The organism is Paenibacillus sp. LC231 (assembly GCF_001860525.1).
In the GTDB taxonomy this organism is placed as follows: Bacteria; Bacillota; Bacilli; order Paenibacillales; family Paenibacillaceae; genus Paenibacillus_AQ.
This window is the reverse complement of the sequence record NZ_JFOM01000044.1, coordinates 243,471-268,147: the sequence shown is the minus strand read 5'-3', so window position 1 is coordinate 268,147 and position 24,677 is coordinate 243,471. Positions and strand designations below refer to the sequence as shown.

21 protein-coding genes are annotated in these 24,677 nt (G+C 51.3%); 3 read left to right on the top strand and 18 right to left on the bottom strand.

Going from position 1 to position 24,677, the window contains the following annotated elements:
- Window positions 1-95: 95 nt before the first annotated feature.
- The 8 genes from AK95_RS24885 to AK95_RS24850 form a co-directional block, all read right to left on the bottom strand.
- Window positions 96-1,043: a DUF58 domain-containing protein gene (locus tag AK95_RS24885; protein ID WP_071222607.1), complete on the bottom strand. Its 948-nt coding sequence runs from the start codon at window positions 1,041-1,043 to the stop codon at window positions 96-98.
- Window positions 1,040-2,029, bottom strand: coding sequence for an AAA family ATPase (locus tag AK95_RS24880; RefSeq protein ID WP_071222606.1), 990 nt, complete (start codon window positions 2,027-2,029; stop codon window positions 1,040-1,042). The genes AK95_RS24885 and AK95_RS24880 overlap by 4 nt, the downstream gene beginning before the upstream one ends.
- A 309-nt stretch (window positions 2,030-2,338) precedes the next feature.
- Window positions 2,339-4,018, bottom strand: a complete 1,680-nt coding sequence (locus AK95_RS24875; protein ID WP_071222605.1) for a phage tail tape measure protein — start codon at window positions 4,016-4,018, stop codon at window positions 2,339-2,341.
- 35 nt (window positions 4,019-4,053) lie between these two features.
- Window positions 4,054-5,001 (bottom strand): ABC transporter permease, encoded by a 948-nt coding sequence (locus AK95_RS24870; RefSeq protein WP_071222604.1) that lies wholly within the window; start codon window positions 4,999-5,001, stop codon window positions 4,054-4,056.
- A complete protein-coding gene (locus AK95_RS24865; protein WP_071222603.1) occupies window positions 4,998-5,927 on the bottom strand; it encodes an ABC transporter ATP-binding protein in 930 nt (309 codons plus the stop codon). Before AK95_RS24865 ends, AK95_RS24870 begins: the two co-directional genes overlap by 4 nt.
- On the bottom strand, window positions 5,924-8,323 hold the full coding sequence (locus AK95_RS24860; RefSeq protein ID WP_071222602.1) for a DUF7408 domain-containing protein: 2,400 nt from the start codon (window positions 8,321-8,323) through the stop codon (window positions 5,924-5,926). Before AK95_RS24860 ends, AK95_RS24865 begins: the two co-directional genes overlap by 4 nt.
- A 296-nt stretch (window positions 8,324-8,619) precedes the next feature.
- A complete protein-coding gene (gene purU, locus AK95_RS24855; RefSeq protein WP_071222601.1) occupies window positions 8,620-9,519 on the bottom strand; it encodes a formyltetrahydrofolate deformylase in 900 nt (299 codons plus the stop codon).
- A gap of 129 nt (window positions 9,520-9,648) precedes the next feature.
- Window positions 9,649-10,770 (bottom strand): deoxyribonuclease IV, encoded by a 1,122-nt coding sequence (locus AK95_RS24850; RefSeq protein ID WP_071222600.1) that lies wholly within the window; start codon window positions 10,768-10,770, stop codon window positions 9,649-9,651.
- Window positions 10,771-10,895: 125 nt separating this feature from the next.
- Between AK95_RS24850 and AK95_RS24845 the strand changes: the two genes are divergently transcribed.
- A complete protein-coding gene (locus tag AK95_RS24845; RefSeq protein ID WP_009594427.1) occupies window positions 10,896-11,369 on the top strand; it encodes a DUF2621 domain-containing protein in 474 nt (157 codons plus the stop codon).
- A gap of 255 nt (window positions 11,370-11,624) precedes the next feature.
- Window positions 11,625-12,545, top strand: coding sequence for a copper amine oxidase N-terminal domain-containing protein (locus AK95_RS24840; RefSeq protein WP_071222599.1), 921 nt, complete (start codon window positions 11,625-11,627; stop codon window positions 12,543-12,545).
- A gap of 107 nt (window positions 12,546-12,652) precedes the next feature.
- Here AK95_RS24840 and AK95_RS24835 read toward each other — a convergent pair whose 3' ends face one another.
- The 10 genes from AK95_RS24835 to AK95_RS24790 form a co-directional block, all read right to left on the bottom strand.
- Window positions 12,653-14,509, bottom strand: a complete 1,857-nt coding sequence (locus AK95_RS24835) for a DUF6382 domain-containing protein (protein WP_071222598.1) — start codon at window positions 14,507-14,509, stop codon at window positions 12,653-12,655.
- Window positions 14,510-14,521: 12 nt separating this feature from the next.
- Window positions 14,522-15,034, bottom strand: a complete 513-nt coding sequence (locus AK95_RS24830) for an A24 family peptidase (protein WP_071222597.1) — start codon at window positions 15,032-15,034, stop codon at window positions 14,522-14,524.
- A 159-nt stretch (window positions 15,035-15,193) separates the two neighbouring features.
- Window positions 15,194-16,180, bottom strand: coding sequence for a TadE/TadG family type IV pilus assembly protein (locus tag AK95_RS24825; RefSeq protein ID WP_071222596.1), 987 nt, complete (start codon window positions 16,178-16,180; stop codon window positions 15,194-15,196).
- Between the two features lie 16 nt (window positions 16,181-16,196).
- Window positions 16,197-18,428 (bottom strand): hypothetical protein, encoded by a 2,232-nt coding sequence (locus AK95_RS24820; protein ID WP_071222595.1) that lies wholly within the window; start codon window positions 18,426-18,428, stop codon window positions 16,197-16,199.
- A 2-nt stretch (window positions 18,429-18,430) separates the two neighbouring features.
- On the bottom strand, window positions 18,431-19,105 hold the full coding sequence (locus tag AK95_RS24815) for a TadE/TadG family type IV pilus assembly protein (protein ID WP_071222594.1): 675 nt from the start codon (window positions 19,103-19,105) through the stop codon (window positions 18,431-18,433).
- Window positions 19,098-19,289, bottom strand: a complete 192-nt coding sequence (locus AK95_RS24810; RefSeq protein WP_015737227.1) for a Flp1 family type IVb pilin — start codon at window positions 19,287-19,289, stop codon at window positions 19,098-19,100. Before AK95_RS24810 ends, AK95_RS24815 begins: the two co-directional genes overlap by 8 nt.
- A gap of 20 nt (window positions 19,290-19,309) precedes the next feature.
- Window positions 19,310-20,182: a type II secretion system F family protein gene (locus AK95_RS24805; protein WP_071222593.1), complete on the bottom strand. Its 873-nt coding sequence runs from the start codon at window positions 20,180-20,182 to the stop codon at window positions 19,310-19,312.
- 15 nt (window positions 20,183-20,197) lie between these two features.
- The gene (locus AK95_RS24800) at window positions 20,198-21,055 is read right to left on the bottom strand and encodes a type II secretion system F family protein (protein WP_071222592.1); all 858 of its coding nucleotides are present in this window, start codon (window positions 21,053-21,055) and stop codon (window positions 20,198-20,200) included.
- Complete coding sequence (locus AK95_RS24795; RefSeq protein WP_071222591.1) at window positions 21,052-22,302, bottom strand: TadA family conjugal transfer-associated ATPase; 1,251 nt, start codon at window positions 22,300-22,302, stop codon at window positions 21,052-21,054. The genes AK95_RS24800 and AK95_RS24795 overlap by 4 nt, the downstream gene beginning before the upstream one ends.
- A complete protein-coding gene (locus tag AK95_RS24790; RefSeq protein ID WP_071222590.1) occupies window positions 22,302-23,456 on the bottom strand; it encodes a P-loop NTPase family protein in 1,155 nt (384 codons plus the stop codon). The genes AK95_RS24795 and AK95_RS24790 overlap by 1 nt, the downstream gene beginning before the upstream one ends.
- Window positions 23,457-23,765: 309 nt before the next feature.
- Here AK95_RS24790 and AK95_RS24785 point away from each other — a divergent pair, with 309 nt between their 5' ends.
- The gene (locus AK95_RS24785) at window positions 23,766-24,635 is read left to right on the top strand and encodes a thermonuclease family protein (RefSeq protein WP_071222589.1); all 870 of its coding nucleotides are present in this window, start codon (window positions 23,766-23,768) and stop codon (window positions 24,633-24,635) included.
- Window positions 24,636-24,677 lie beyond the last annotated feature (42 nt).

Sequence of the window (24,677 nt, the reverse complement as noted above, 5' to 3'; positions counted from 1 at the left end):
GTGTATTCACCGGTGTTCCCCTGTCTACCAGCTTCCCCAATACGTATGAAGCTCCTGCAGATGCTTGGACACGGGGCCCTGCAAGGGATCCCGCTCTATCCAGTAACCAGGCCAGCTCCCGCAAGCACCCCGAACATCGCATCCGTAAGCGGCATGTCCGCCGGAATGAGCACGTAAGACATCCCCCGCTCCGCGCACACGCGGGACAGCATCGTCCGGTACCGCTCCAGCTCCTCTTTGTAAGCATCGAGCACTTTACCCGTCAACGCCACTTCCTTGCCGCTCATCGTTTCGCTGTCGACCAATCGCAAATCGCCGGTCAATTTAGGCTCCAGTTCTTCCCTTGACAACACATGCACCAGCACCACTTCCTGCCCGGTGCCGGATAAAAGGGAAAGCGCCCTGAACAACTCCTCCTCGCCGCCCTCGAGCCAAAAATCCGAGAACACCCAGGTCATCCCCGGCTGCCGGGGGAGTGCGCCAGGAACCGCAAGCGCTGCGCCCAAACTGCCCTCGCCTCCCGTTTCTGCCCCTTGCAGGAACGAAAACAGGCGATGGGCCGAGCCCTTTCCTCTCATGATCGGAAGGCGGGCGTTAATCGAACGGCTGTAACAGGCGATCTGCAGCCTGTCGTAAGAGGACAATGCCATGTAGCCGATGCTTGCGGCGAGTTGACGTGCGAGCAGCCATTTCGGACTTTCCTTCGTTCCTGCCGGATCTGCAGCAGATGGTTCGGATGACGATGACATGACAGCCCCCATCGATGCCGAGCAATCCACGAATAGACTGACCGTCAGCTCCTGCTCGTCCATGAATTGACGCACGAATGCTTTTCCCGTACGAGAATAGACGCCCCAGTCAAACCTGCGGACATCATCGCCGGGTGCATACACTCGATAATCGGCAAACTCGAGGGACGATCCGAGCCGGCGGGATCGCCTCTTTCCCTGCAGCGTCCCGGCAACCCGCCGCTTGGCATCCAGGCTCAGCCGCTCCAGACGCGGAAGCCATTCCGGAGGAAGCAGGTGCCCGCCCCCGCTCACGCGGATGCCTCCAGCGCTTGCAGAACCTCCTGAATGACATGGTCTGTCGTAATGCCGAGCGCCTGCCCCTCGAAATTCAGGAACAAACGGTGGCGCAGCGCAGATAAAGCCACGGCGCGAATATCCCCTGTCGATACATGCATCCGCCCGCTGCACAATGCACGGACCTTGCTCACTGATATGATGGACTGAATGCCCCGCGGTCCGGAACCGAACTGAACGTATTTTCGCACCGCCTCCGGGGCCGCTGCCTCTTCGGGATGCGTCATCATGAGCAGACGAACCGCATAGTCCAAAATTTCCTCGGCAACCAGCACTTCCCGGGCTCCGCGCTGGATTTCCAGCAGCTCGTCGCCGGTCATTTGCCGTTCCACCTGGAATTCGTGGGAGGACGTCGTCCGCTTCACGATTTCCTTCAGTTCATCCGCGCTTGGATACGACACTTCGATCTTCAGCAGAAAGCGGTCAAGCTGCGCCTCCGGCAATGGATACGTTCCCTCGTTTTCCAGCGGGTTTTGCGTGGCAAGAACGAAGAAAGGTTTGGGCAGCTGGTGGGTTACCCCACCCACCGTGACGGTCTTCTCCTGCATGGCCTCCAGCAAGGCGCTCTGGGTTTTGGGCGTGGCCCGGTTAATTTCGTCGGCCAGCACGATGCTGCTGAACAGCGGACCCTTTTGAAAGGTCATCCCGGTGTCCCCATGCTGCCCGAACGATAGGATATTGGTGCCCGTTATATCGCTCGGCATCAAATCCGGCGTGAACTGTATACGGGAAAAGGATAGCTCCAACGCTTCCGACACCGTGCGGACGAGCATCGTTTTACCGAGACCCGGAATCCCCTCCAGGAGGGCGTGCCCTCCTGCAAAGATACACCAGAGCATTTGCTCCACAACATCCTGCTGCCCGACAATCACCTTGCCGATATGTTCCCGCAGGCCTGATATTTTCTCCATCCATTCCTGTGGTCTCACTGCTATATCCGACATGGACGAAACCTCCATCTTCTTGGTAAAGTTCAAGTACTCATTCTATATAAGTTGAACTAAAGATTCTTAGCCTGAGCATCACTACGAATGCGGATTATTCTTCCGATCGCTGTTGCCCCCAGATTTCTTCTATACATCCATAGCATGGTTAAAATCCGGGGGCAGTATATGCTTCCGATGCGAGCTTTCCTTTGGAAAGCTTTCGGGCGACCTCTTCGTTTCTCCAGAATAATTCCGCCTTCTTTCGTTGAAGTTCTTCTTTTCTTTAGTTTAATCTATATAGCTTTTCGTTATCGGTTCCTCGATCCCCTACGGATTCGGATTGATCTGTATGAAATATTCCTCAACCAACCCTTGCATCTGGTCAGGCAGCGGATTGCGATCTAACGTTTTGCGCGCTTCGGTCTCATAATCGCGGTACACTTCCTCATAAGGCCTGGACATGCCCGGAACGGTCGGCGAAACACCGCCCTTCTGAATATCTCCGCCGCTGCCCTTGATCTCGCCGGAATCGTTCTGCACATTGCCGCTGCCCTTGAAATCCCTAGGGATCGTCACAAGCTCGCGACCACCTGAGCCGAGGCCGGCTCCGCTTCCGGTTCCGCTTCCCGATCCTCCGCTGCCGCCAGAGCCGGAGCCTGCTCCTGATCCAGAGCCGCTCCCCGAACCGGACCCACTACCGGCGCCTTGACCTTGACCGGCCCCGGAGCCGCCTTCCCCGGAGCTTCCCTCCGAGCCTTCGCCTTCTTCTCCCGAGCCTTCCCCGGATCCCGCCTGCGCCAACGCCTCCGCACTGCCGCCGTTACTCCAGGCATCCGATACCGACATCCCGGCAGCCGTCATCTGATCGGCCAAGCTCAGTCCTTGCGAAGCAAGGGAGGACGCCAGCGAAGCGGCGGATTGCGATTGACTGTCGGATGCGGCTTTAGCTTGGGCCGCTTTAGCCAGCTCCTCGGCCAGCTGCTGGAGCGCTTCTTCCAGCTCTTTCGGCAGCTTGCCTTCCTTCAGCGAGTCTGCCGCTTTCTTGAGCTCTTGCTCCAGCTTCCCGTCCTCCAGCTGCTTGGCCGCTTCCTCAGCCAACTTTTTCAAAGCATCGGCCAGCTCGTTCTTCTCTTCCTGGGACATCTTTTTCACCTGCTCGGTGAGTTTCTTCATTTCCTGCTTGAGCTCATCGGCCATGCCCTCGGCTAGCTTTTTCCCTACCTGGGACAACGCCTTCTCCTGCTGCATTTTTTGGGCCAGCTCCGACAATGCCTTCGCTTTTTCCTCCTGCTGTTTCGCCATTTTCTCCAGCTCTTTCATGGCTTCTTCCAGCTTCTCCAGCGCTTGCTCGGGATGCTTCTCACGCTCCAGCGCTTTTTTCAAGGCATCCAGCTTCTCCTGCAGCTTCTTCCTGTCAGCAGGATCGATCGTTTCTTTCTGGAGTTCTTCCGCCAGCTTTTCGGTTTTGGCTGCCTGCTCCTTCATCCAGCTCTGAGCTTCTTTTGCCGCTTCCACCTTCTTATCCATCGGATTCGGAACAAAAACAAGGATGAGCACGGCAGCCAACGAAGCGCCACAGATCAAGAGATGTCTTTTACGGTTAGGGTAAGGAAGACGCTCCGGCAATTGCTCTGCAAAGCGTGCGCCATAGCGCTCCGCCTGCTCGCGCTGCCATTTTGCGGCCTGCGACTCCTCTTCTTTGAACGATAGTGCCGTCACCATCATGTCACTTCGCTCCGCTCCGTCAGGAACATGATCCATCGCAGAAGCAGCCTCTTCGATCGGAATCCGGTGCAGCCATCCCCATAACAAACCCACGAATCCTGCCCCGACGGGAATGGCGACGGATGCAACGGGAAGCCAGGCTATGGGCACGAATCTCCCCAGCACCAGAAGCAGCAGCAGTGCGGCAAACCCTGCCATCAGTCCGTATAAAACATACGTTATGACGCGGAATCGCTGCAGCCGCCGTCTCGCGGCTTCGATAAAACGCATGATGTTGTCCATTGCTCTTCCTCCTTACCCTGCTGTTATGCTTTAGGTTACGCTTCGTCCCGCGTCATTTCCGATACTTGCGGGAGCTGTTCTTCGTTCTTATCCTTACGCTTCCGCCTGGCGACAGGACGGATATTCCGTACGGCAACCCACAGGGCGAGAACGATCACAACCGAATAGACGATGAAAAATTCCAGCCACAATTCAATGGGAGCCTTGCTGTTCAAGCTTCCTCCGTGGAGCAGGAACACGTCTTTTGAGAAGGACGGGTTAAACAAACTCATCATCGCCCCAGCCGGATTCAAGCCCAGCAAATATCCGACCCAGGAATAGCTGCCTGGCGTTGGCGCCTGCCCGCTTTGATACATATTCTGCTGTTCAATTCCCATGAAGAACAAATACAGAAGTCCTGTTATAAGGAAGATAATCAGTCCCGCACCGTAGGTGACAATAATCGCGACGATGGTTCTTTTGAATAAAGTCGAGAACATCACCCCAAGCGAACCGAGCAGCAGCATCACGAATAAATAAAAAACAAAGACGGATATGAGCTGTTTCGGCGAAATCCCCCCATACAGGAAAACAATGCTGTATACCGGCAGGGTGGCCAGCACGATCAATGTCATGAAGCTGAGCGCCGACACCAGCTTGCTCAGCACAATCGTGGCCGAGCTCTGCTGCGTTGTCAGCAGCATGCTCAGCGTTTGCTTCTCCCGCTCGCTGCTGATGACACCGGCGGTAAGAGCCGGCGCCATGAATGCGATGAGGACAAGCTGGGCAAAACTCAGCACATAGAACATCATTTGGCTCATCTGCGGATCGAATCGCTGTGGTCCCCGCTGTCCCAAATATAAGAAGAGATAAATGAAGCCCATCGCAACGGCTCCGAGAGCCAATACATAAAACAACACCGACAGCATGGAACGCGTAGAACGCATCCGCAGCCGAAATTCCTTGTCAATAACCGGATTAATTAGCTTTCTGCTCCAATTCATTCGCGGGGCCCTCCTTTGGTAATTTCGAGGAATACATCCTCCAGATTACTCTGCGCTTCCTGAAACGAGACAATCGGAATTTCCCAGGAGACCACCTGCCGAAGCAGAGCGCTTTGCTGCGTGTCATCCCCGCCGTAATGAACATGGACGCCGGTGTTATCCGTTAATACCGACGTGACAAACGGTTCGTCCCGCAGCTTCTCGGCCAGTTCCTCTTCACGCTCGAGCGTGCGGATGTGGATGACTTTTTTCACGCGGAGACGGCTCTGAATATCGGCCACCTTGCCTTGGGCAACCATCTCGCCGTGCTCGATCACGCCGATTTCATCCACCATCTCCGCCAGCTCAGGCAAAATATGCGACGAAATGATGATCGTCTTGCCCATCAGTTTCAATTCCTTCAATATTTCACGCATCTCGATCCGCGCCCGCGGATCCAGCCCCGAAGCCGGCTCATCCAGAATCAAGACGTCCGGATCATGCACCAGGCACCGGGCAAGGCATAACCGCTGCTTCATGCCCCGCGAGAGACTGTCGACGTAGGTATCCGCTTTGTCGCTCAGGTTGACAAGCTCCAGGAGCTGCGGAATGAGCTGTTCCCGCTCGGCGCGCGGAATGCCGTAACTTGCCCCGTAAAAATGCAAATATTCGGTAGACTTCAGCTGGTCATACACGCCAAAGAAATCGGGCATGTAGCCGATCCGCTTGCGGACCTCCTTGGGATGCTGGGTCACGTCGAAGCCGCCGACCTTGGCAACACCCGAGGTTGGCAGCATCAGGGTGGCCAATATGGACATCGTTGTGGATTTGCCGGCTCCGTTCGGACCGACAAATCCAAATACCGTCCCTTTTTCGATATGGAGACTGATGTCCTTCAACGCATGGAAGGTTCCGTATTTTTTACTCAGGTTTCTAATCTCGATCATTGAGTGGCCTCCCCCTTCACAGACAGCTCCGGCATCATAAAGTTGGTCTGATCCTTGGCGGTGATCATGAAGCGGATCCGATTCCCCACGATATACTGCTCGGGATTCTTGGTAATGGTAAACACATTGTTCGCGTCTGTAACAGGCTCCCATGCGCTCTTCTTCGAGTTCCAGATCTCCATCGTAACGTTGTTGTTAAATTTGGTGCCTTTCACGGACAACTCCGAATACTTCACGTTGCCTTCCGAAATTAACGGGAATTCGGCGATCAAGCTGCCCTGTCCCATCTCGACCCCATGAGGGTAAACCCCGAACATCGGCGCATTCACCTGCGATATTTCGGGAGACAGGAAGCCGAAAGGAATGTTAATCTCCCCGTTCAGTCCCCAATCCATCTCCACCGGCTGTATCCAGAAATTGAGCTGATCACTGTCCACCTCAGCGCCTTTCAGCGTGTAATTCGTCAAATGGTCCTTGCTCCATCCCAAAATGTAAGCATCCCTGTTGACCATTCTGTTGGAATATCCGTATTGGGACATAATATCGCGCTCACGCTGTTTCGGATCATTCTGCGAATAAGGGTACAGCATCCCGGACAAGTCACCGCCCGTAAACTTGATGATTTGTTTCGGGTCCTGAGGAACGGCTGCAGCAGCCCCCTTCTTGATATCTCCCAGCTTGTAGGCTTTGCCCCCGACAACCAGCACAACCTCGGTCAAATCGTTAATCGTGTCATTGGTGACCTTACCGTTTAATTCTCCTTTGGCATCCAGCTTCAAATCCATGCCCAGACGCCCCATCTCCTCAGTTCCTTGACGGTCCACCCAGACCTTAGCTAATGACCATTGGGACATGTCGCGTAGCTCCAGCGTCGTGGACGCCTGCTCCACTCGGACAAAACTCTTATTCTCGCCCATTCCTCCAAACCTGGTCTGGGACTGCCCCGTTTTCAAATACGTATTCTCCGGAAATTCCAAAGCATAGTTCCCGCTTCGAGGCGTGAAAAATGCGGAAGCCGTCGATTTAACCGCATCCCCCTGACCGTTTAGTTCAATCAAGTTGATGGTGTGCGCGAGTTCCCGCGTCTTGTCCGATGAACCGACCACGTAAACGGAACCGCTCGCGATGACGGCAATGATCGGGATCAAGAACCACGCCCATTCCCGCTTGTCCGCCTTCTTCAAGATATAGTAGAGCAGCGGGGCAACGACGACCGCATAAATAATGAGCATCCATAACAACAGGGTGAAGGAAGGCATCTTCAGCGATGGAAAATACTCCAGAACGTAATTCAAACTGTCCATCAGCGAACTGTAGTACATGCCATTCTGCGCGCCCACCATGGGAAGGTTATTGCGCAATATTGATGCCCATGCATCCGGATGGCCTGCCCATGAGCTCACCGGCTCCATAGCCAGATCATAGGCCGCATATTGAACACTCCCTTGGCCATAGGCTTTCGAGGCAAACAAAGGTTGTCCGTCCGCTTCAATTCCGATTTTGGAGCCTTCCACCGCTTTCGCTGTGGAAATGGTAAATGCCCCATCCAGGTTCAGCGGCTTCCCGCCAAGCTTCTCCAGCTCAGCCAGCGAATGAACGGTGGTGGTTCCATCCGCAACGACCGGCGTGATGTCGGCAAACGGCGCCGCTGTTTTGGCATATCCCGCGCCGCCGGCCAGAATCAGGGTGCCGCCGCCATTCACCCAATCTGTAATCGCCTTGCGTTGTGGCTCTGACAGCGTATCGGAAGCAAAATTGTTGATCACGATGGCGTCCAGTCCGTTCAGCAGCATTCCATCCGATGGAACGCTGGCGTTCTTAAGCGGGAACACGTTCACGCTGTTGCCCTTGCCGTTAAGGACATTCATGAAATTCATCGTATCCGGATCATCGGATAACACGGCAATGAGTGCGCCTTGATACGGAGAAGCCTGCACGTAATTTTTACCTGAGGCAAACGGAATCTGCTTCCCCTTGGTATAAGATCCTTCATAGAAGAGGATCTGGTTATTATCTTTATTCAGCACAGCCCCTGGAATGCCGATCACGACTTCCTTCGGCGTATCCTTCGGCAGGTCCACCTGCTGGACGTAGGAGGTTTGATATCCGAAGCCATTGTAGTTCTGAATCTGCACGACCACGTCACCGGATATATCCCGGTCACTGGTTAAGGTCAGTTTGAGCGGATTCCATTTATCATGTTTAATCTTGCCTTGATAACCCATTTCGGATTGAATGCCAATCTTCGCTCCGTCGGCGTAGACGTTTCCGGCCGGGAACGAGAAGGATAACGTTGCAACAATCAGCAGCGCCACCATCGGCAGCAACATCCACGTTTTTTTTGTATAAAACGACAACTGATGATTCCCCTCTCCACATATAAATTGCTTTCTCATGACAAATGACACCTATGTTCAGAAGACGTATGTAAAGGTTCTCTTCACAAGTTCAACTATATTGACGAGTCGAATCTATAAAAAGTTTGACGTTTCCTTCCATCAAGAGATGTATCGGACCGTAATTTCTGCATATCGGGCGATCTAGCTTTTTTTACCAAGTCGGCTATAAATAAAAATCCCACTCCAATAAGAGGAGCGGGATCAAGGGGTAATCCATTGCAGCGTTAAAGTGTTGGGCTGCTCCATTGTACTATCTATGATGAATCGTCCGAATACAGCCTCACTTGCAATCCTTAATTGAATACAACCGTTTTATTGTTATGCACCAGAATCCGATCCTCAACATGCCATTTGACGGCTCTTGCAAGCACCACGCGTTCGATGGTACGGCCGATACGCTTCAACTCGTTGACATCATCCCGGTGGCTAACGCGCTGCACGTCCTGCTCAATAATCGGCCCGCCATCCAGCTCTTCGGTTACATAATGGGCGGTGGCTCCGATAATTTTCACCCCGCGGTTATAAGCTTGCGCATAAGGCTTGCCGCCGACAAAGGCCGGAAGGAAGGAATGGTGGATGTTGATAATCCGGTTGCGGTAATGTTCGATAAAGGTTGGCGAAATAATCTGCATGTAACGCGCAAGAATAATCACGTCGATATCATCGCCGATCACATCCAGCTGACGCTGCTCCGCTTGAGGCTTCGTATCAGCCGTAACCGGAATGTGGTGATACGGGATACCGAACGATTCCACGTATTCCTTCATATCCAGATGGTTGCTTACCACCAGCGCGATATCCGCGTCCAGATCGCCTGCCTGCCATTGCCACAGCAGCTCTACAAGGCAGTGATCTTCTTTTGAAACAAAAATCGCCAGCCGTTTCTTGCGGACCGCATGGTAGATATTCCATTCCATACGGAATTGATCGGCAACTTCCCGGAAGGACTCCTCCAGCTGGGGAAGCTTCGTGTTCAAATCCTCCAGATCGAATTCCACCCGCATAAAAAACATGCCGCCGGCCGGATCCATTGTATATTGATCAGACTGGACAATGTTGGCGCCATGCTGGTACAGAAACTGGGAGACCGCCGCCACAATTCCCGGTCCATCCGGACAGGAGATCAGCATGCGGGCACGATTAGGGTACTGACCTGCCGCAGACGACAGATCCTTCTTGATGTGAATTTCCATGAGACTTGGTGATCCTCCTTTTAAATCTGCAATTAACGTCAATCGGCCTCTCAGGAAAACATGCCGCGAAATGCGGACGTTATCCCGAGAATGCCTTAGTATTGTGATTATAAAGCCATTTAATGAAGCTTATGAAGTCAGGGAAACACCGGACAACCAAGCGATCAGGCGCTGATTGATCTGCTCCTCCGAAAGGTCGGACAGCAGGCCAGCTGCCATGACCATATCATACAGGCGCTCCATCGGTTCGCGAGGATCCGCCTTTTTGGCCTTGGCATCATTCTTCAGAAGCGTCCAGGTATCCAGCACGAACGAACGGGATTCGATGCCTTCCTTCGCAAAGAAAGCTCCCAGTTCTTCTACTTGCTGAGCAAAAGTCGGCCCGAAACGGCCTTCCACATCCCCGCGCAGAAGCGCAATCTCTATCTCATACATCGGACGCTGCGTTTTCGGATCTTTACCAATCCACGGCGTCTCCAGAATGAACGGTCTGCCCTGAAGCTTCTCATGATGAACCACTCTTTGAATGGCTTCATAGCCGATCCATCCGGTTCCTATCGGCGTATGACGGTCTTTACCCGCTCCGCGCGGATTCTTGCTGTCATTCACGTGCACGACCGTTAACCGGTCGAGTCCGATCAGCTTGTCGAACTGCTCCAGAACGCCGTCCAGATCATTTACGATATCATAACCCGCATCATGAATATGGCAGGTGTCGAGGCAGATGGCCAAACGGTCATTGTACTTCACCTTATCAATAATGGAAGCAATTTCTTCAAAACTGCGTCCCATCTCGGTGCCTTTACCGGCCATCGTCTCCAGTGCAATCTTCACTTCGGTCTCATCCGTACCGCCGAGAACTTCATTAAGACCTTCGGCAATTCGGTCGATGCCGTATTCCGCATCCTTATCGGTATACGCACCGGGATGGAGAACGATATTCTTCACGCCGACCGCATGCGTACGGCGAATCTCCTCTTGCAAAAAGCTTACCGCCAGCTCAAACGTGTTGGGCTTGTACGATCCGAGGTTAATAATGTACGGCGCATGGACCACGATCTCCTCAATGCCGCTTTCCTGCATGGCGGCTTTGCCTTCTTCGATAAACATCGAATCGATCGGCTTGCGGCGCGTGTTTTGCGGCGCGCCGGTATATATCATGAACGAGCTTGAGCCATATGACGTGGCTTCAGCCGTCGCAGTCAGCAATCCCTTGTCCGAAAACGACACGTGGGAACCAATTTTCAACATGCTGCATCCCCCTTTTTTAACACACAATTACACCTATTTTAGCTTGTATATCGAAATAAATCTAGAAATGCGTTATAATTCTCATGAAAGTGTCATGTGACAATAATCATTGAGGTGATATACAGATGAAGAGCACAGGGGCCGTCATGGGCTATTTGTCGTCCAGTGCGCCGCCGTCATGGTTCATGAACTCCATTGCCTTCTGGGGATGGGTCATGCTTGGGCTGATGGGCATCGGCGGATTTTTCATGTTCCGTAAGTTTCTGAAAGTGCTTCCCAAAGCCGACGGCAAATCAAAGCTCGATTGGCAAAATTACTGGGTAGAGCGAAGCCGCCCGCTGTGGACGGATGAATCCAAGGCATTTCTGGACGAGCTGGTGCAGCCGGTTCCGGGACCGTTCCGGGATATCGCCAAACACTCCATTGCAGCCGAAATCGGCAAAATCGCCGTCGAATCCGGCGCAACCGAAGTAACCCGGGATCACTGCATCAAAGGTTACATCGTGGCTACGCCGAAGCGAGATTACAAATTCCTGATGAATTTCCTCCAGAAGAAGGAAATCGACTACAAGCCCTATCAGCATTTGATTAATAAGTAATAATACAACTTCAAATGAAACGACGGTACCTGCCTCATTCAAATGTTCGGACAAACCGTTGGGTCCGAATCATATCTCCCCCTAATCCTCATACAGAGGATCAGGGGGATTCGTTTTTTTATTTCGTTAAATTGAAGGGATACGAATGAACTTGGCCTGTTTTTCTCCAAGAAAATCATGGAAATAAATCATAGATCACGTATAATGGAGTGTTATAAGAATTCTAATCCGATAGTCCTAGGAGGAAAGAATGGCGTGAAGTTGAAATTAGCAATTATTATCGTTTTACTTTTTACATGTATCGTGCCGACCGCAGGAGCGGCGCAAGCCAATATCGTCAATGTGGATGGCGTTAAAGTGGGGCTACGACAGGCCCCTATTTTGCGAGACCGGGTGACCTTGGTACAATTCGCTCCGATATTCAAAAGCTTGGGTCTCTCTGTAAAGTGGGATCCCGCTAAACAGCAGATTACAGGAACTAAAAAAGGGATCAACCTTGTGCTGACCGTTGGCAACAAAAACGCCTATGTAAACGGCTCACGAATGCTGCTCGAATCTCCTCCGGTATCCTTGAACGGAAACATTTTCGTTCCGCTTCGCTTCATTAGCGAAGCCACTGGAGCAACCCTGGCCGTAAATGGAAATACCATCAACATTACCAGTTACAAAGGGACAGAGCCTTTTGTTCCTAAGCCTACACCGATCCCGCCGGTAAAAACGAAAGCCGTAAAAATCGAAGAGGAGTTGGAATCCAAATACTCGAATCTCTCTTTCGGAAAATTGCACCTAAACAACTTAACTTATGGCGTAACCGACGATTCGGATACACTCACCATTGCCGTAGAGATTTCCGATGAACAAACGATGCAGAACATTATCGACACCTTTGACAGCAAACCTTCAACAGGGCATCTGCTGACCAAAAATATTGCCAACCATGTACATAAAAAATATGGCTACAAAAAAGTTAATATCTTTATTATTACTTTTTTTATCCACTCGTCTTATCCAAGCGGATATGATGCACAATATAATATCTTCGTTCCGGAATACAATGTGTACGTTACACGCTGGCCCTTATACGGAGGATCTTATAATTACTCAAAAAAGGTCGCTAACTGGTACCTGGACCCAACCGGAGATACGGAGTACCTGATCTATTCAAGCTCGTTATAAAAATTTCGAACTTACACTTCAATAATAATAAAAAAAGAACCCCGGGTATTATGTTAAGGCAGATGGCTGCCTTTCAAAATCCGGGGTTCTTTATGTACTAAATAATATTAACCCCTTCGCAGGGTAAACGACCATCCGGCAATAATAAAAACATCCCCCTCCATCAGAGGATATTCTTTATAAGGCACCATGGATTCCCCTTTCAACACCGTACCATTTCTCGAACCTAGATCCTTCAGGACGTAACCCCCGCCTTCACGCGAAAGCTCGACATGCGCACGTGAAGTCCCCACACCCTGTGCGACGAATTGGGCTACGTCAGGGGATCGGCCGATGATGAAATGGGGCTGATATAGTTCAATCCGCTGCGGGGCGGCTGCATTCGGTTCGTTTAGCTCGAGGTAAGCACCTGCTGAATACTGCACGGCTGGACGGGCTGTTGCATCCGGACTTAGTAGGACGGTAGCTCCCTCACCTCCAGGGAACGAAAGCACCTCCGTCCGTTGGGACAACTGGGCATAATAATCCCCCACTTCCCCATATGGATCCGCGGCCGCAGCTTCTGCCTCAGATGATCGCGAATAAGCATGGCCCTGCGGAGATTGTGCGGAATATCCCCCTGAATGGTGATCTCTCTCGGAGTTGAATGGAGATTTAGGGGCCCGCCATCTCCAGTTCTCTTTCCCCTCCTCAAGCCCTGCTTCTGCTTTTCCAGCGTCTGTTTCCGAGTTATCCCCAAGAAGACCCGATAAAGGGTCCGCCTGAAAACGCGGGACAGACTTCCACTTGGAATGCTCCTGCGGACTAAGCTCTGTTGACTCGAACATGGGCAAGGAACCGGACCAATCGCCGGATCTCCGTGAGAGCAGCTGGAGTTTACCTGTCCAGCCAAGCCAGGTTACCGCAGCAAGCAGAATTGTAATACCTACCGACAACCCCAGCATCAATGGAGTAGGCTGATTCATGTAAAGCAATCTCCAAGCTCCCGCTGCGGCGAGCAAACATCCTAACATAATATAGGTGCGAACCGGCGAAGTCTTCTCATTATCTGAAGCTTCTGAATTTGTCTCATCCGTATGAGGCAGCCACGAAGGAGTGGAACCCAATGGGCTTCGACCCGCATGAGAATTCATTTCCTCGCTCTTGTCTCTCTTCCCGAACATCTCATTCGTACGTTCCTTCAGACCTTGAATTAAACTCTGTTTATCTGTGTAGATGTCACTCTCCGTCTGTGGCACTGCTGTCCGTCCATGAGTCGGTTCTGCAAATGCGAATGCAGGCTTGGAGCGAATGTTGCTTGATTGACTATCGGTATAGGGCGATCCTTGATTCAGACCTGAAGGCACTGCTGCATTTGCTTGAGTTACAGTACGATGGTCTTCACCCTCTCCGGCTAACAGTTCAATCACAAGCTTCTTAAGGCCCGGCAGATTGAAGCTCTGTTCGCTGCAGAACGACATCAGTGCCTGTATCCCTCCCCCTTTTAGCTCCGTCACCGATGCAAGCAACCTTGTCATTAGTTCCTTGAGCATAAGCGGAAGACGAGTGCCGCTTGCTTCGATGGCTGCAACGGGAACATAAGTTAAATATAAAGTGCCAAGATGCAGGGAACCTTCAATAAACAGATAATCCTCATGCAAAATATAATTCTCCGGTTGAAGCATATACAACTTGCTGTCTTCCAGAGCCGTGACGATCTGCAGCAGCAATCCAAAATATTCGGTCAGCGTCATGCGCTCGCTCTTTAACGTTTGAGATAGCATTTTTTTGCCGGTGATATCATACTCCAGCGTTACCTTATAATCGACTTCTTTCATATGCAGCTTCAGAAAATGAGGGATTCTCGACGAACGGATCATCCCTAGCTGTACATGATTAAGTTCTGATGATTGGATTCCTTCAGCCCGATCCAGCACCATAATGGTTCCACCGTTCTGCATAAAATCCGCCTTTAATCCGAGCATAAATTCCCCCTCCTACAAGTGCAGTACCACATACGTGCTGATTACGCCAGGAAGGACGGCAATCATAAAAGGGAATCGCAAGTGTTCCTCCTGGCTGTTGCGCCATGGCAACCAGCTCTTCATCACAAAAACGCCGGCGATACTGCCAACGACAGTGCGTATTCGCTTCATCGTTTCCCGACGCCAGAGCAGGATAAGCAAACCGATGACACCGGCAAAAAGGACAGAATACATAATGCCCTGCAAGGTAAACCATAAGCCGGTCCAGGCACCAATGCCCCCAAACAGCTTAACGTCACCCGCTCCTACAGCCCCTATAAAATACATGATCAACAAGATAAGAAATCCGGCTCCAAGCCCCTTCAAAGAAAAGAGCAGCCCCTCCCACCCGTCCAGAACGCCATGATAGACAGGGCCGGACAGCATAGCCGAAACAGTTAAAACATTCGGTATTTTCATGGAGCGAAGGTCTGTAATGAATGCGGCGATCAAATAAACAGCACAAACACCAAAAGCAACGGCCATAAAACATCATAACTCCCTTGCTAAACTATTCACTGGAATAGCCGTGGTAGGATTTTAACTATGGATGTACAACGAATGCTTCTTGGAATGACTCTCTTAAACACTTCCCTGAAACGCTTCTTAGGGAACCCTTCATTTCGAACTCTTGCTATCAAGGTTTCAAGAACCTGACCGCGCGACCACCGTAAACGGCACCTCAATCCGCTGCCCGTCTGCTGTCTCAACGACAAACAGCCACGTTCCCGGCGTTGTATTAAAGCCTACGTTCCATTCCCATTCGATATAGCCGTTCTCGTCCGCGGTCTCCCAACCCAAATATTTAGCCGTACTCTGACCGCTCTTATAATAGACTGACAATTGAGCACTGCTGCCCGGCGCCACTCGTACTTTTACCTTAGCCTGCTTGCTGGCAACGGCCGGATTCGGCTTCTCCAACAGCTCAATCGCCCCGTTTGTCCCGGATCCATCCCCTGAACCCGTCCCTCCTTCACCGGTATCGCCAATCCATAATCTCTCCTGAGCTTTTGCCTGCAGCACGATGCGTTTGTTCAAGAAAGGAACCCGGATCGGAAGCGCGTAATTCAGCTCAATGCCGAAATAGGGACTCGCTCCGCTCTTCAAATTGGGAATATGAACATTGGACACATGGATTCGATCATAGTCCAGAAGATGTTCGGGCATAAATGGCTTCAGCATCGGCTTGACCACGGGATCGAGTACGGCTTCCACGGTTTGGTTCTTAAGCTGCTGCAGCGGCTCCTCGCCTGACGCTACAGCTTGCGTGATCCACTCATTAACAGGAGCAGGAAGAGAGTCGCTGTAATTCGAAACCCAATCAGAAAGCGACAATTTGGGAATCTCCCAATGAGATGTGCTTGGAGAGCCTTCTCCTGTTCCACTACCACCAGCATTGGCCTGCACGGCTAGAGAGACAGGATACATATGAGCCGCCACAGTTTTGACCGTATCCGATACGGTACTCTGGAGCGCTGTCGATATCAACGTCATTTGCACGATATAAATGAGAAAAATAACAAAAAACATAAACATCGGCAGCACAAGTGCAGCTTCCACGACCATGCTTCCTTGTTCCGATGACGCTTTACCTTTACGGAGAGGTGTCTGTATTTCCGATAATCGTTTCATTCAACTACCCCTAATCCTAATAGGAAAAATCCGCCTTGCGCTTCACCATGTAACGACTTCCCTGAACTTCGTCCCCATCGCTTCCAAATACAACGCCGATCGCCTTCGTCACTCCTGGAAGAAACCATAAACGCATGGCCGTCCTGACCTCTCCTGAAGCATAGGTAAATCGCTCCGCAGGATTGGTGCCGGTGTTCAATCGAATCAATGCCAACATGCGTGACAGCTTCTTCTCGTTATTGCTGTGAATAAGCAGAAATATTCGTAAATGATCTCTGTAAGTCAGCTCAATGGGGGCATACTTGGATAGCTGAACACTCCCCTTCTGACACAATTGGATCATATCCTCTATGGCCTTCTCAATCCCATACAGAATGGCCGCCGCCAAAATCGCCAACGGATTTCCTAATTTACTATTCACAATGAATCCTTCCATCGTCCGGACCGCGAGTCTGGAAGAAAAAATCTCTGCATAGGCCGCGGATATATTCCCGGCGGGGTTATGAAATCCGTATAGAATATACTCCACTTCCTGGTTCCCAATGGCGAATTCCTGTATGATATCTCCGCCGGTGTTGGAACCATCAACCATTCCGGTTAATTTCCCAATATCAAAATGCTGATAATAATGAACGGCGTACTCATTTTGAAACAGTTCATCCCTGACACTGCCAAGCACGTTCCCCATAAATCCAAACATACCGTCCATATTATCCATTGCCTGTTTACCGGCATCATACGGATCATCATCCATAGGTTTTCCCTTACTCATACTGTCCGCTTCGGCGTTAAATTGAAGACTTTCGTCATAGTACTGCTGGAGTTCACGAAACTCATCGATAATGGCCTGATGTTGTCCATTCAACCCGTTAATTGCCTCAATGACTTTGGATGCCTGCTTCAGCTTTTGATTGGCCTGCTTCTCCATCGCCTTGCGTTCCTTATCCGATGTGCGGAACTGTTCCAATGACGCCTGCTGCCGATCTATAATATTTCCACTGCCTGATACTCCATAATTAGAAACAAAATGCTGTAATGTGCGACTGGCTTCAAGCACCGCTTCCTTCATTCCCTCTCCCCCCAGAGAAGACTGAAGAGTGGTGACCGCTCGTGCAGCCTGCTGGTATCGACTCTCCTGGCTTTCAATCTCTTGCCGGAAGCCGTTCAAGAATTCATCGCTATGAATCAATTTGTCAGCTTGCTTCCGTATGGATTGAATCATCTCCGCTTCTGCCCCCGAAGAATCGTTAGACCCTGGCGTTACATCATTCGTGACCTGATCATATCCCCTATTAGATGAACGATTCTCGGAATCCTTGATGACCTGCTTCATCTCTTCATTCAGATTCCTTGCTTCCTCCCATAATTGATGTGCATCTGAGAGCAGCTTGTCATTCTCCCTCTGAATTCGGCTGGCCTCCCTCGAAATCTGTGAGCCAATGGAAGAAATTCCGCTCCGGTAAGCCATGAGCAGCAGCGTATACTGTTGTTCCTTGGGAGGCCTGTCCGCATCCTCCTGTTGTTTAGCCTTATAATCCTCGTATTGTGATGCCACATCAGCGGCGGTATACATCCTGCCCCCCAGCGAAGTGTCGGAGATCGATTGTCCCGGCGGATCCATAACCAGCTTCGAAAGCCGGATTGCGCCCTCCCCTGCCTTACGCTGCTTTGCCAGCATCTCATCCAGTGCCGCTTCCCGCTTGTCATACAATTTACGAAGCTTCTTAAGAACATCTACCGTATTGGAAGCTTCCTTCATGGACTGCGATAACGGTTTGAACTTGTTCACTAATTCCAAAGTGAAATCAATCGGCGCTTTATACTTCATATCCTCGATAATCTGCCGGTTGAATATGTCATAGGTCCCTAGCGGACGCTGCAGCTCAAGACCCGAACTATCGAGCTCCATTGCCATTAACCGGAATGCATCGCTCCGTTCTCCCGGATTCATGCTGTCATTCAGCACATTGCCCATAATAAGATCGCCGCTGGTGTCCCCAAGGGCATACAATCCATATTCCTTCTGAAGCTGCGGATCATAGGAGGACATCACGGAGCGTACGGCCGCTCTGGTCAGCCTTTCGCTCTGCACCTTCATCGCTGCTATGCGGGAATAATCAATAAAGATAGCTACAAACATGAATACAGCAGCCAGGGCGATAATCAAAAAAACAGATACAGATCCATCGGAAGATCGGTCGCCCTCTCTCCTTATCCGACTCGACCGTGGTTTCCTATGCTTCGTCATGACTATCGCGAACCTCCGAACTTTTGTAGAACTTCTCCGGCGGCAGCTTTATCCGTTCCGTTTCTCCCGCCTTGAAACTTCGATCCGTAATATCGCATTAGATCCACCGTGCGAATAAATTCAACAGGGTCCACCACGATCGATTGTGCGCTGACCCTGATCTGGCCCCCATCGTCCAATATTCGGCTCAATGGCGTCAGAGATACCTGCTCATTTAACGAGGTCGTTACCTTTCGAATCAGCAGCTGATTGGTATAACTCATCTCTCCCGCCATGCTTGTGGGAACAGCCTTGCCGCCCTTGAACATTTTGAGTTCGGGCAGTTTCCCGCCCCCTTCTTCGCCATGCGGCAATGAAATGGACTTCGTTTTCTCACCCCCAGCAAAGCCGAATAGAGTTCCTATAACATGATCATCCGTCAACCGCCAATATAGCGAATCATATTGTCCCTGCTCTACGGATCCCGTGGCTGCATTCTTATGGCTGTTATCCCAGTTATACGCAGTCCGCTCGGATGCTGCAGCTGAAGCTTGGACCAGCAAAGACTGTTGATAGATGTACAAACATAGGAACAGCAGCAATACCGTCACCATCAGTACGACGGGAAGAACCAGGGAGGCTTCCACCGTGAAACTTCCCGTCTCGTCCTTCCATCTTCTCTTAAGCCGATTATTCAAGGAACTCTTTGCTCTTGTTGTTCACGTTTTTAAACAAGTTGTTCACCAAGGCCGTAATCTGATCTTTAAATATCAGCGCGATAATCAAAATAACGACAAGGATCAGAATCATCTCAAGTGTTCCGATCCCTTTCTCATCCTTCCAAAAAGCTTTCATCCCGTTCTTCGCCATGTTTAACATCATATTTCGCACACCGGTCCCTTCTACATGTTCATCATCATAAATGCAGGCGCTCCGAGCAAAACAATCACGATCATGAAGATGACCACCATTGGCAGTACCAGCTTCGAGGAGGCCTGCTCGCCCCTTGTTCTTGCAATGGCCTTGCGCTTCTCCCACAGCACTCGGGACAAATCCCGCAGTGCCAGGACAAAGTCATTCCCGCCGCGCCGAAAATTAAGCAAAACGGTTGTTGTAAATATCGATACTTCCTGAACGCCGCACCGTTTATTGAACTGTTCGAAGGCTTGCTGGAACGGATGGCCTCCCTCCCATTCAAGCACCATTCTCTTCAGCTCAGCATACAGGGGATGGTTTGCGTTCTTGTTCCGTTCCACGCAATGAATGATCGCCCGCTGCACCGTCTCGCCGGCCCCGACAAGCAAAACAATCTTGTTCAGAAGCTCCGGCAGCTCCATCACGATATCCTGCTCACGCAGCGTGACCTTTTTATGGAGGTCCTTCACCAAAGCGACGGGCAGCAATGCCCCCAATGCCAATCCAGCCAGAAGTCCGATTGCATCCCCGGACAGCAACGACCACAAGCAGCCGCCGATCAAAATAAGCCATGTATACGCAAGTGCCTCGGCCATAAACAACAACGTCATTTCCGCGCTGTGCCGCAGACCATGGATCTTCTGGACTGAGCCCTGCATCCGATAGAACACGATCGGAAAACGCATCGGAATCTTTCCCTGCTCCAGCAGGAACAACAGAGGCGGTGTTAACCGCTGCAGCCTGAGCCCATCCATGGGCACTTTGCTGAGACGATGGTATCGTTCGCCGCACATTTGATTCAGCACCACCCAACCACCCACAAGCAGAACCATCAGCGCACCGGATATCCATGTCAGCATCCCCGCCTCACCTCCTTACACCTTGATATTCATCATTTTGGTGATCCATAAGAAACATCCTCCTAAAGCCGCCAATGCAAAAGTAGAGATCATGATCCCCGATCCGCTATACATGGGCTCCATATAATCGGGAGACGTCAGGTTCATGAACAGCAGCAGCAGGAACGGCGCAGCCAGCAGCGCCTTGGATTCGAACCGCTTCTGGGCGATCATCACAGATATCTCCTGCTGAATATCCAGCTTTTCTCCGATGACTGAAGAAGTTCTCCGCACGACTTCAACCAGATCGCCGCCTGTGCGTTTGCAAGTTGAGAAGACATCGGCAAAATTCGTTAGATCCTCCATCCCCGCCCTCTGTGCAAAATCTTGCAGTGCCACTTCGATAGGCTCGCCGTACTCCAAACGGGACACAATGACTTTGAGTTCGAAGATCAGATCGCTACTGCCTCCGGGATCCAGCAGCAGCAAGTCCTGAACGGCATCCCTGAATCCGTTCTCCACGGAGCGGCCGGCCGACAGAGACGAGGACAAGGAGTAGAGAGCTTGCTTGAAGTGAAGATTCAGCGTCCTGCGTCTGCGTTCCAGCATAAACCGTCCCCAAAATTTAGGGATCGTCAGACCTGCCGTTCCAAGCAGCAGCGACAAAATCAGATCGTGATAAAACAGATAACCGATGGAGAAAAACATAAGACCGCCAAGGATAATGCATCCCATTCTCTGTCTCATCGAGAGATGATAGACGCCGTAATCCGGAAGAGTGTTGGTTCCAACTGGAGCAGCTTGCTCACGCTTTCCAGCTCCATTCCTCCTCTTGATCACCCGCTCACCTTGACCCTCTTCCGGGGTCAAGACCGAACCTTCAGATCGCTTCATGACGTCACCTCCATCATCTTCTGCAGCGGCCAAGCCGTAATCCCGGCCATATGAAGCTTGTCCGCCGATTGAAGCGGATTGCCGCAAGGCTCAAGAGACCCAATCACCCGGCCGCCCGATTCGCCCGTTTCACGGAACCGGTACAGCGGATTCAGCACCACCTCGCCATCGCTCATTCCGATCACTTCGCTAATCTCCGTTACGCGTCGCGATCGATCCCTAAGCCGGGATAAATGAACGAAAATATCGATCGCCGAGCTTATCTGCTGACGGACTACACTGATCGGAAGATCCGCGCCGCTCAGCACCATCGTTTCCAAACGGCTGATCATGTCCTGTGTGCTGTTAGCGTGCCCCGTCGACAGACTTCCGTCATGCCCGGTATTCATCGCCTGCAGCATATCCAGCGCCTCGCTTCCCCGCACCTCGCCCACTACGATCCGATTGGGGCGCATCCGCAGCGAGGAACGGATCAGATCGCGTATCGCGATTTCTCCCCGGCCTTCCGTGTTAGCATTCCGGGTCTCCAGCGACACGAGGTTCGGGACCGTCACGATCTTTAATTCCGCCGAATCCTCAATCGTGATGACACGCTCATCAGGCGGAATATACTGCGATAATGCATTCAGGAAAGTCGTCTTCCCCGAACCCGTCCCTCCGCCTATAAAAATGTTGTATTTCCCCTTAACCAGTATCCGAAGCTGCTCCGCTGCCTCCTCTGTCAGGGCGCCCCTTCGTACCAGGTCCTCCATCGTCATCGGCGATTCCGGAAACTTACGGATCGTCATGGTCGGCCCTTTCAGCGCTATGGGAGGAAGCACGATATTTACCCGCGAGCCATCCTTCAATCTGGCGTCAACGATGGGCGTGGATTCGTTCACCACCCGGTTTACCGTACCGACAATGCTCTGAATGATATCCTCCAGGCGGCTCTGCGATTCGAATTGGAGCGGCAGCTTCTTCACCTCCCCATCCTGCTCGATGAATATATCCTGGTGGCTGTTAATCATAATTTCCGTAATTCGAGGATTATCCACTAAGGGTTGAAGCACATCCAACCCGCGAAAAGAATCAAATACCCTGCGCACCAGCCGCCGCTTCTCAGCGGCTGTCAGTTCCATGAGCTCGCGTCTTCTCCACACCATTTCCTCGATACGGGCCATTAATTCCGAATTGTTAATGCTCGCACTCATATCAAGCTCGGAACGAACCTGGTCACGAACCGACTTGAACGGATCCTCCATCATCACTGCCCACCACCCGCTTGCAACGCCATGATACCCGAGCCCTCCAGCAGCTGCTGGCAGAGCTTCAATACCTCTCTCTGATAGATGGGTGAGGACAACAGCAGTTCTTCCCGATGAAGCTGTTTCCATGAAGGAATATAAGGCAGTACGCTGTCTATGCTTATATCCTTGCGGGGGAATCCGTTAACAAGTTGTCCTGTGTACCGATTGACAATGAATTGGCTCCGCTTCTTCAGGCTCCCGAAAAGCGCGGGATCCTCAAGCTCCAATTGATCCATCCACACACCGCTCTTATACATACTCATGAGATCATCTAATAAAACCCAGATTAGCACTCCGGCCTGTTCAAGAACCGCCTGCATTCGTTCTTCCATGTATCCCTCGGTATCCACGACAATGACATCATATTGATTACACGATACGAGGGAAGCCAGCAGCAAAGCCGTATCCTCCATGGTCATCTCCGTGATTTCCTTCACGTTGAAGCTGGGCTCAAAGGAATCGCACTTCAGGCCATGATGTCTGATGATATAAGGGGTTACTGACAAATCGGTCCCCGAAGCCGTTTCTTGTGAGGCCTTAATGTCGTACAACAATCTTGAAAAGCTCCCCTCCATGCCCACCGAACCGGAAGGAAATAATGCACTGCTGTTCACCGTCTCCAAATTGAGATAGAACACCTTTAATCCCAGCACGCCCAGCTGCTTCGCCATGTTCATGGCTATCGTTGACTTCCCGCTCCCGCTCAGGGGAGATACAATCCCAATCACCGAGGTTGTTCCGACATTCAATTTCTCCAGCGCTCCACCGCTTCGCTTACAGTGGGTGATGATGACTTCCATCAGCTGAGGCAGCGGTTGATACTTGAATGTACTGCTGCCGCCCTCTACAAGAGAAGAAGATGAATGACCTTCACTTAGAAGCAGCCAAGGAACCGAAGTCTCCCCCCGGTTAAGCCAGCTCTCCAGCATTTCCGTATCCCCCACGACCAGATTGGGCACTTCCCCCACTTCCATATAATGTAGAAATGAATCGATGCGGGTAAATGCGGTTACCTGAAGAGCCGATCCGTAAGAACTTCCATGCACATAACTCAGCAGCGGTTCAACATACCGGGAATCCTGCACTGCCAGCACAAGTCGGGCCGGTATCATAAAGCCAATCCCTCTCTTCTGTAACAACGCCAAAAAGCACCGTCCAAGGCCGCAATATGCGGTCCATGAACGGTGCTTCCGTTGTCTGTTATAATTTGACATTAGAATATCACAGTTGCAGAAGAACGGCAAGATATTATTTTGATATACAGATAGCCCTTATTCACTATTGTCAAAACAAGGATATATGTCCTACTATATAGGCTTAGAACGAATGTTCTCTATATAAGAACTACTTATATAGAACCAACATTACATAAACTCCTAAACCATCTGAACCAAACTTCCAAGCCAGGAGAGTGACAACATGTGAACAAACGAATGTTAACCGCTGTGCTAACCGCCTTGCTGCTATTATCAGGCTGCAGCCAGCCGCTGATGTCCCCGGCGACATCAAACGAAGGAACCGCAACAAGCGTTAAATCCGAAGCCAAGACCAACAACACCAGTACAACGAATTCCAAACAAACGACCTATCCAACCGATGATCTGAATCTTCCGCGGGCAGCCGTGGAACTGGTCAAAGCCGTTGACGGTGACACCATCAGCGTGATGTTCGAAGGGAAGAAGGAGAATGTCCGGATGCTCCTGATCGATACCCCCGAGACGAGTCATCCGAAGCTGGGCGTACAGCCATTCGGGCCCGAGGCCAAGGCTTTTACGAAGGATCTGGTGGAACAAGCCGACCTTCTTGAATTGGAATTTGATATCGGTCCGAACCGGGATAAATACTCCAGGCTGCTTGCGTATGTATATGCCGACGGAAAAATGGTCCAGGAATCGCTGCTTGAAGAAGGGCTCGCCCGCGTGGCCTATATCTACCCGCCCAACACCCGCTATGTGGACAAATTTGATGATTTGCAGCGGATCAGCCGGGACCAGGCGCTCGGGATATGGAGCGTAGAGAACTATGCCCAGGAAGACGGCTTCCATCCGGAGGAGCAGGACAACACAAACAACAAGAACAACAGTAGCCGTAATAACACAGCGGCAGCCCAAGCTCCGAAAGAGAACAGCCAAGCGTCCAAGCAAGGCTGCGACATCAAGGGCAACATCAACTCGAAGGGCGAGAAAATCTACCATACTCCCGAATCCCCATACTATGAGCGCACGAAGCAGGAGCAGTGGTTCTGCAGCGAGGCAGAAGCCGTCCAGGCCGGTTTCCGGGCCCCGAAGTAAACTCATCTGATATATGAAATGTACTCTCATGTTCATCTTATA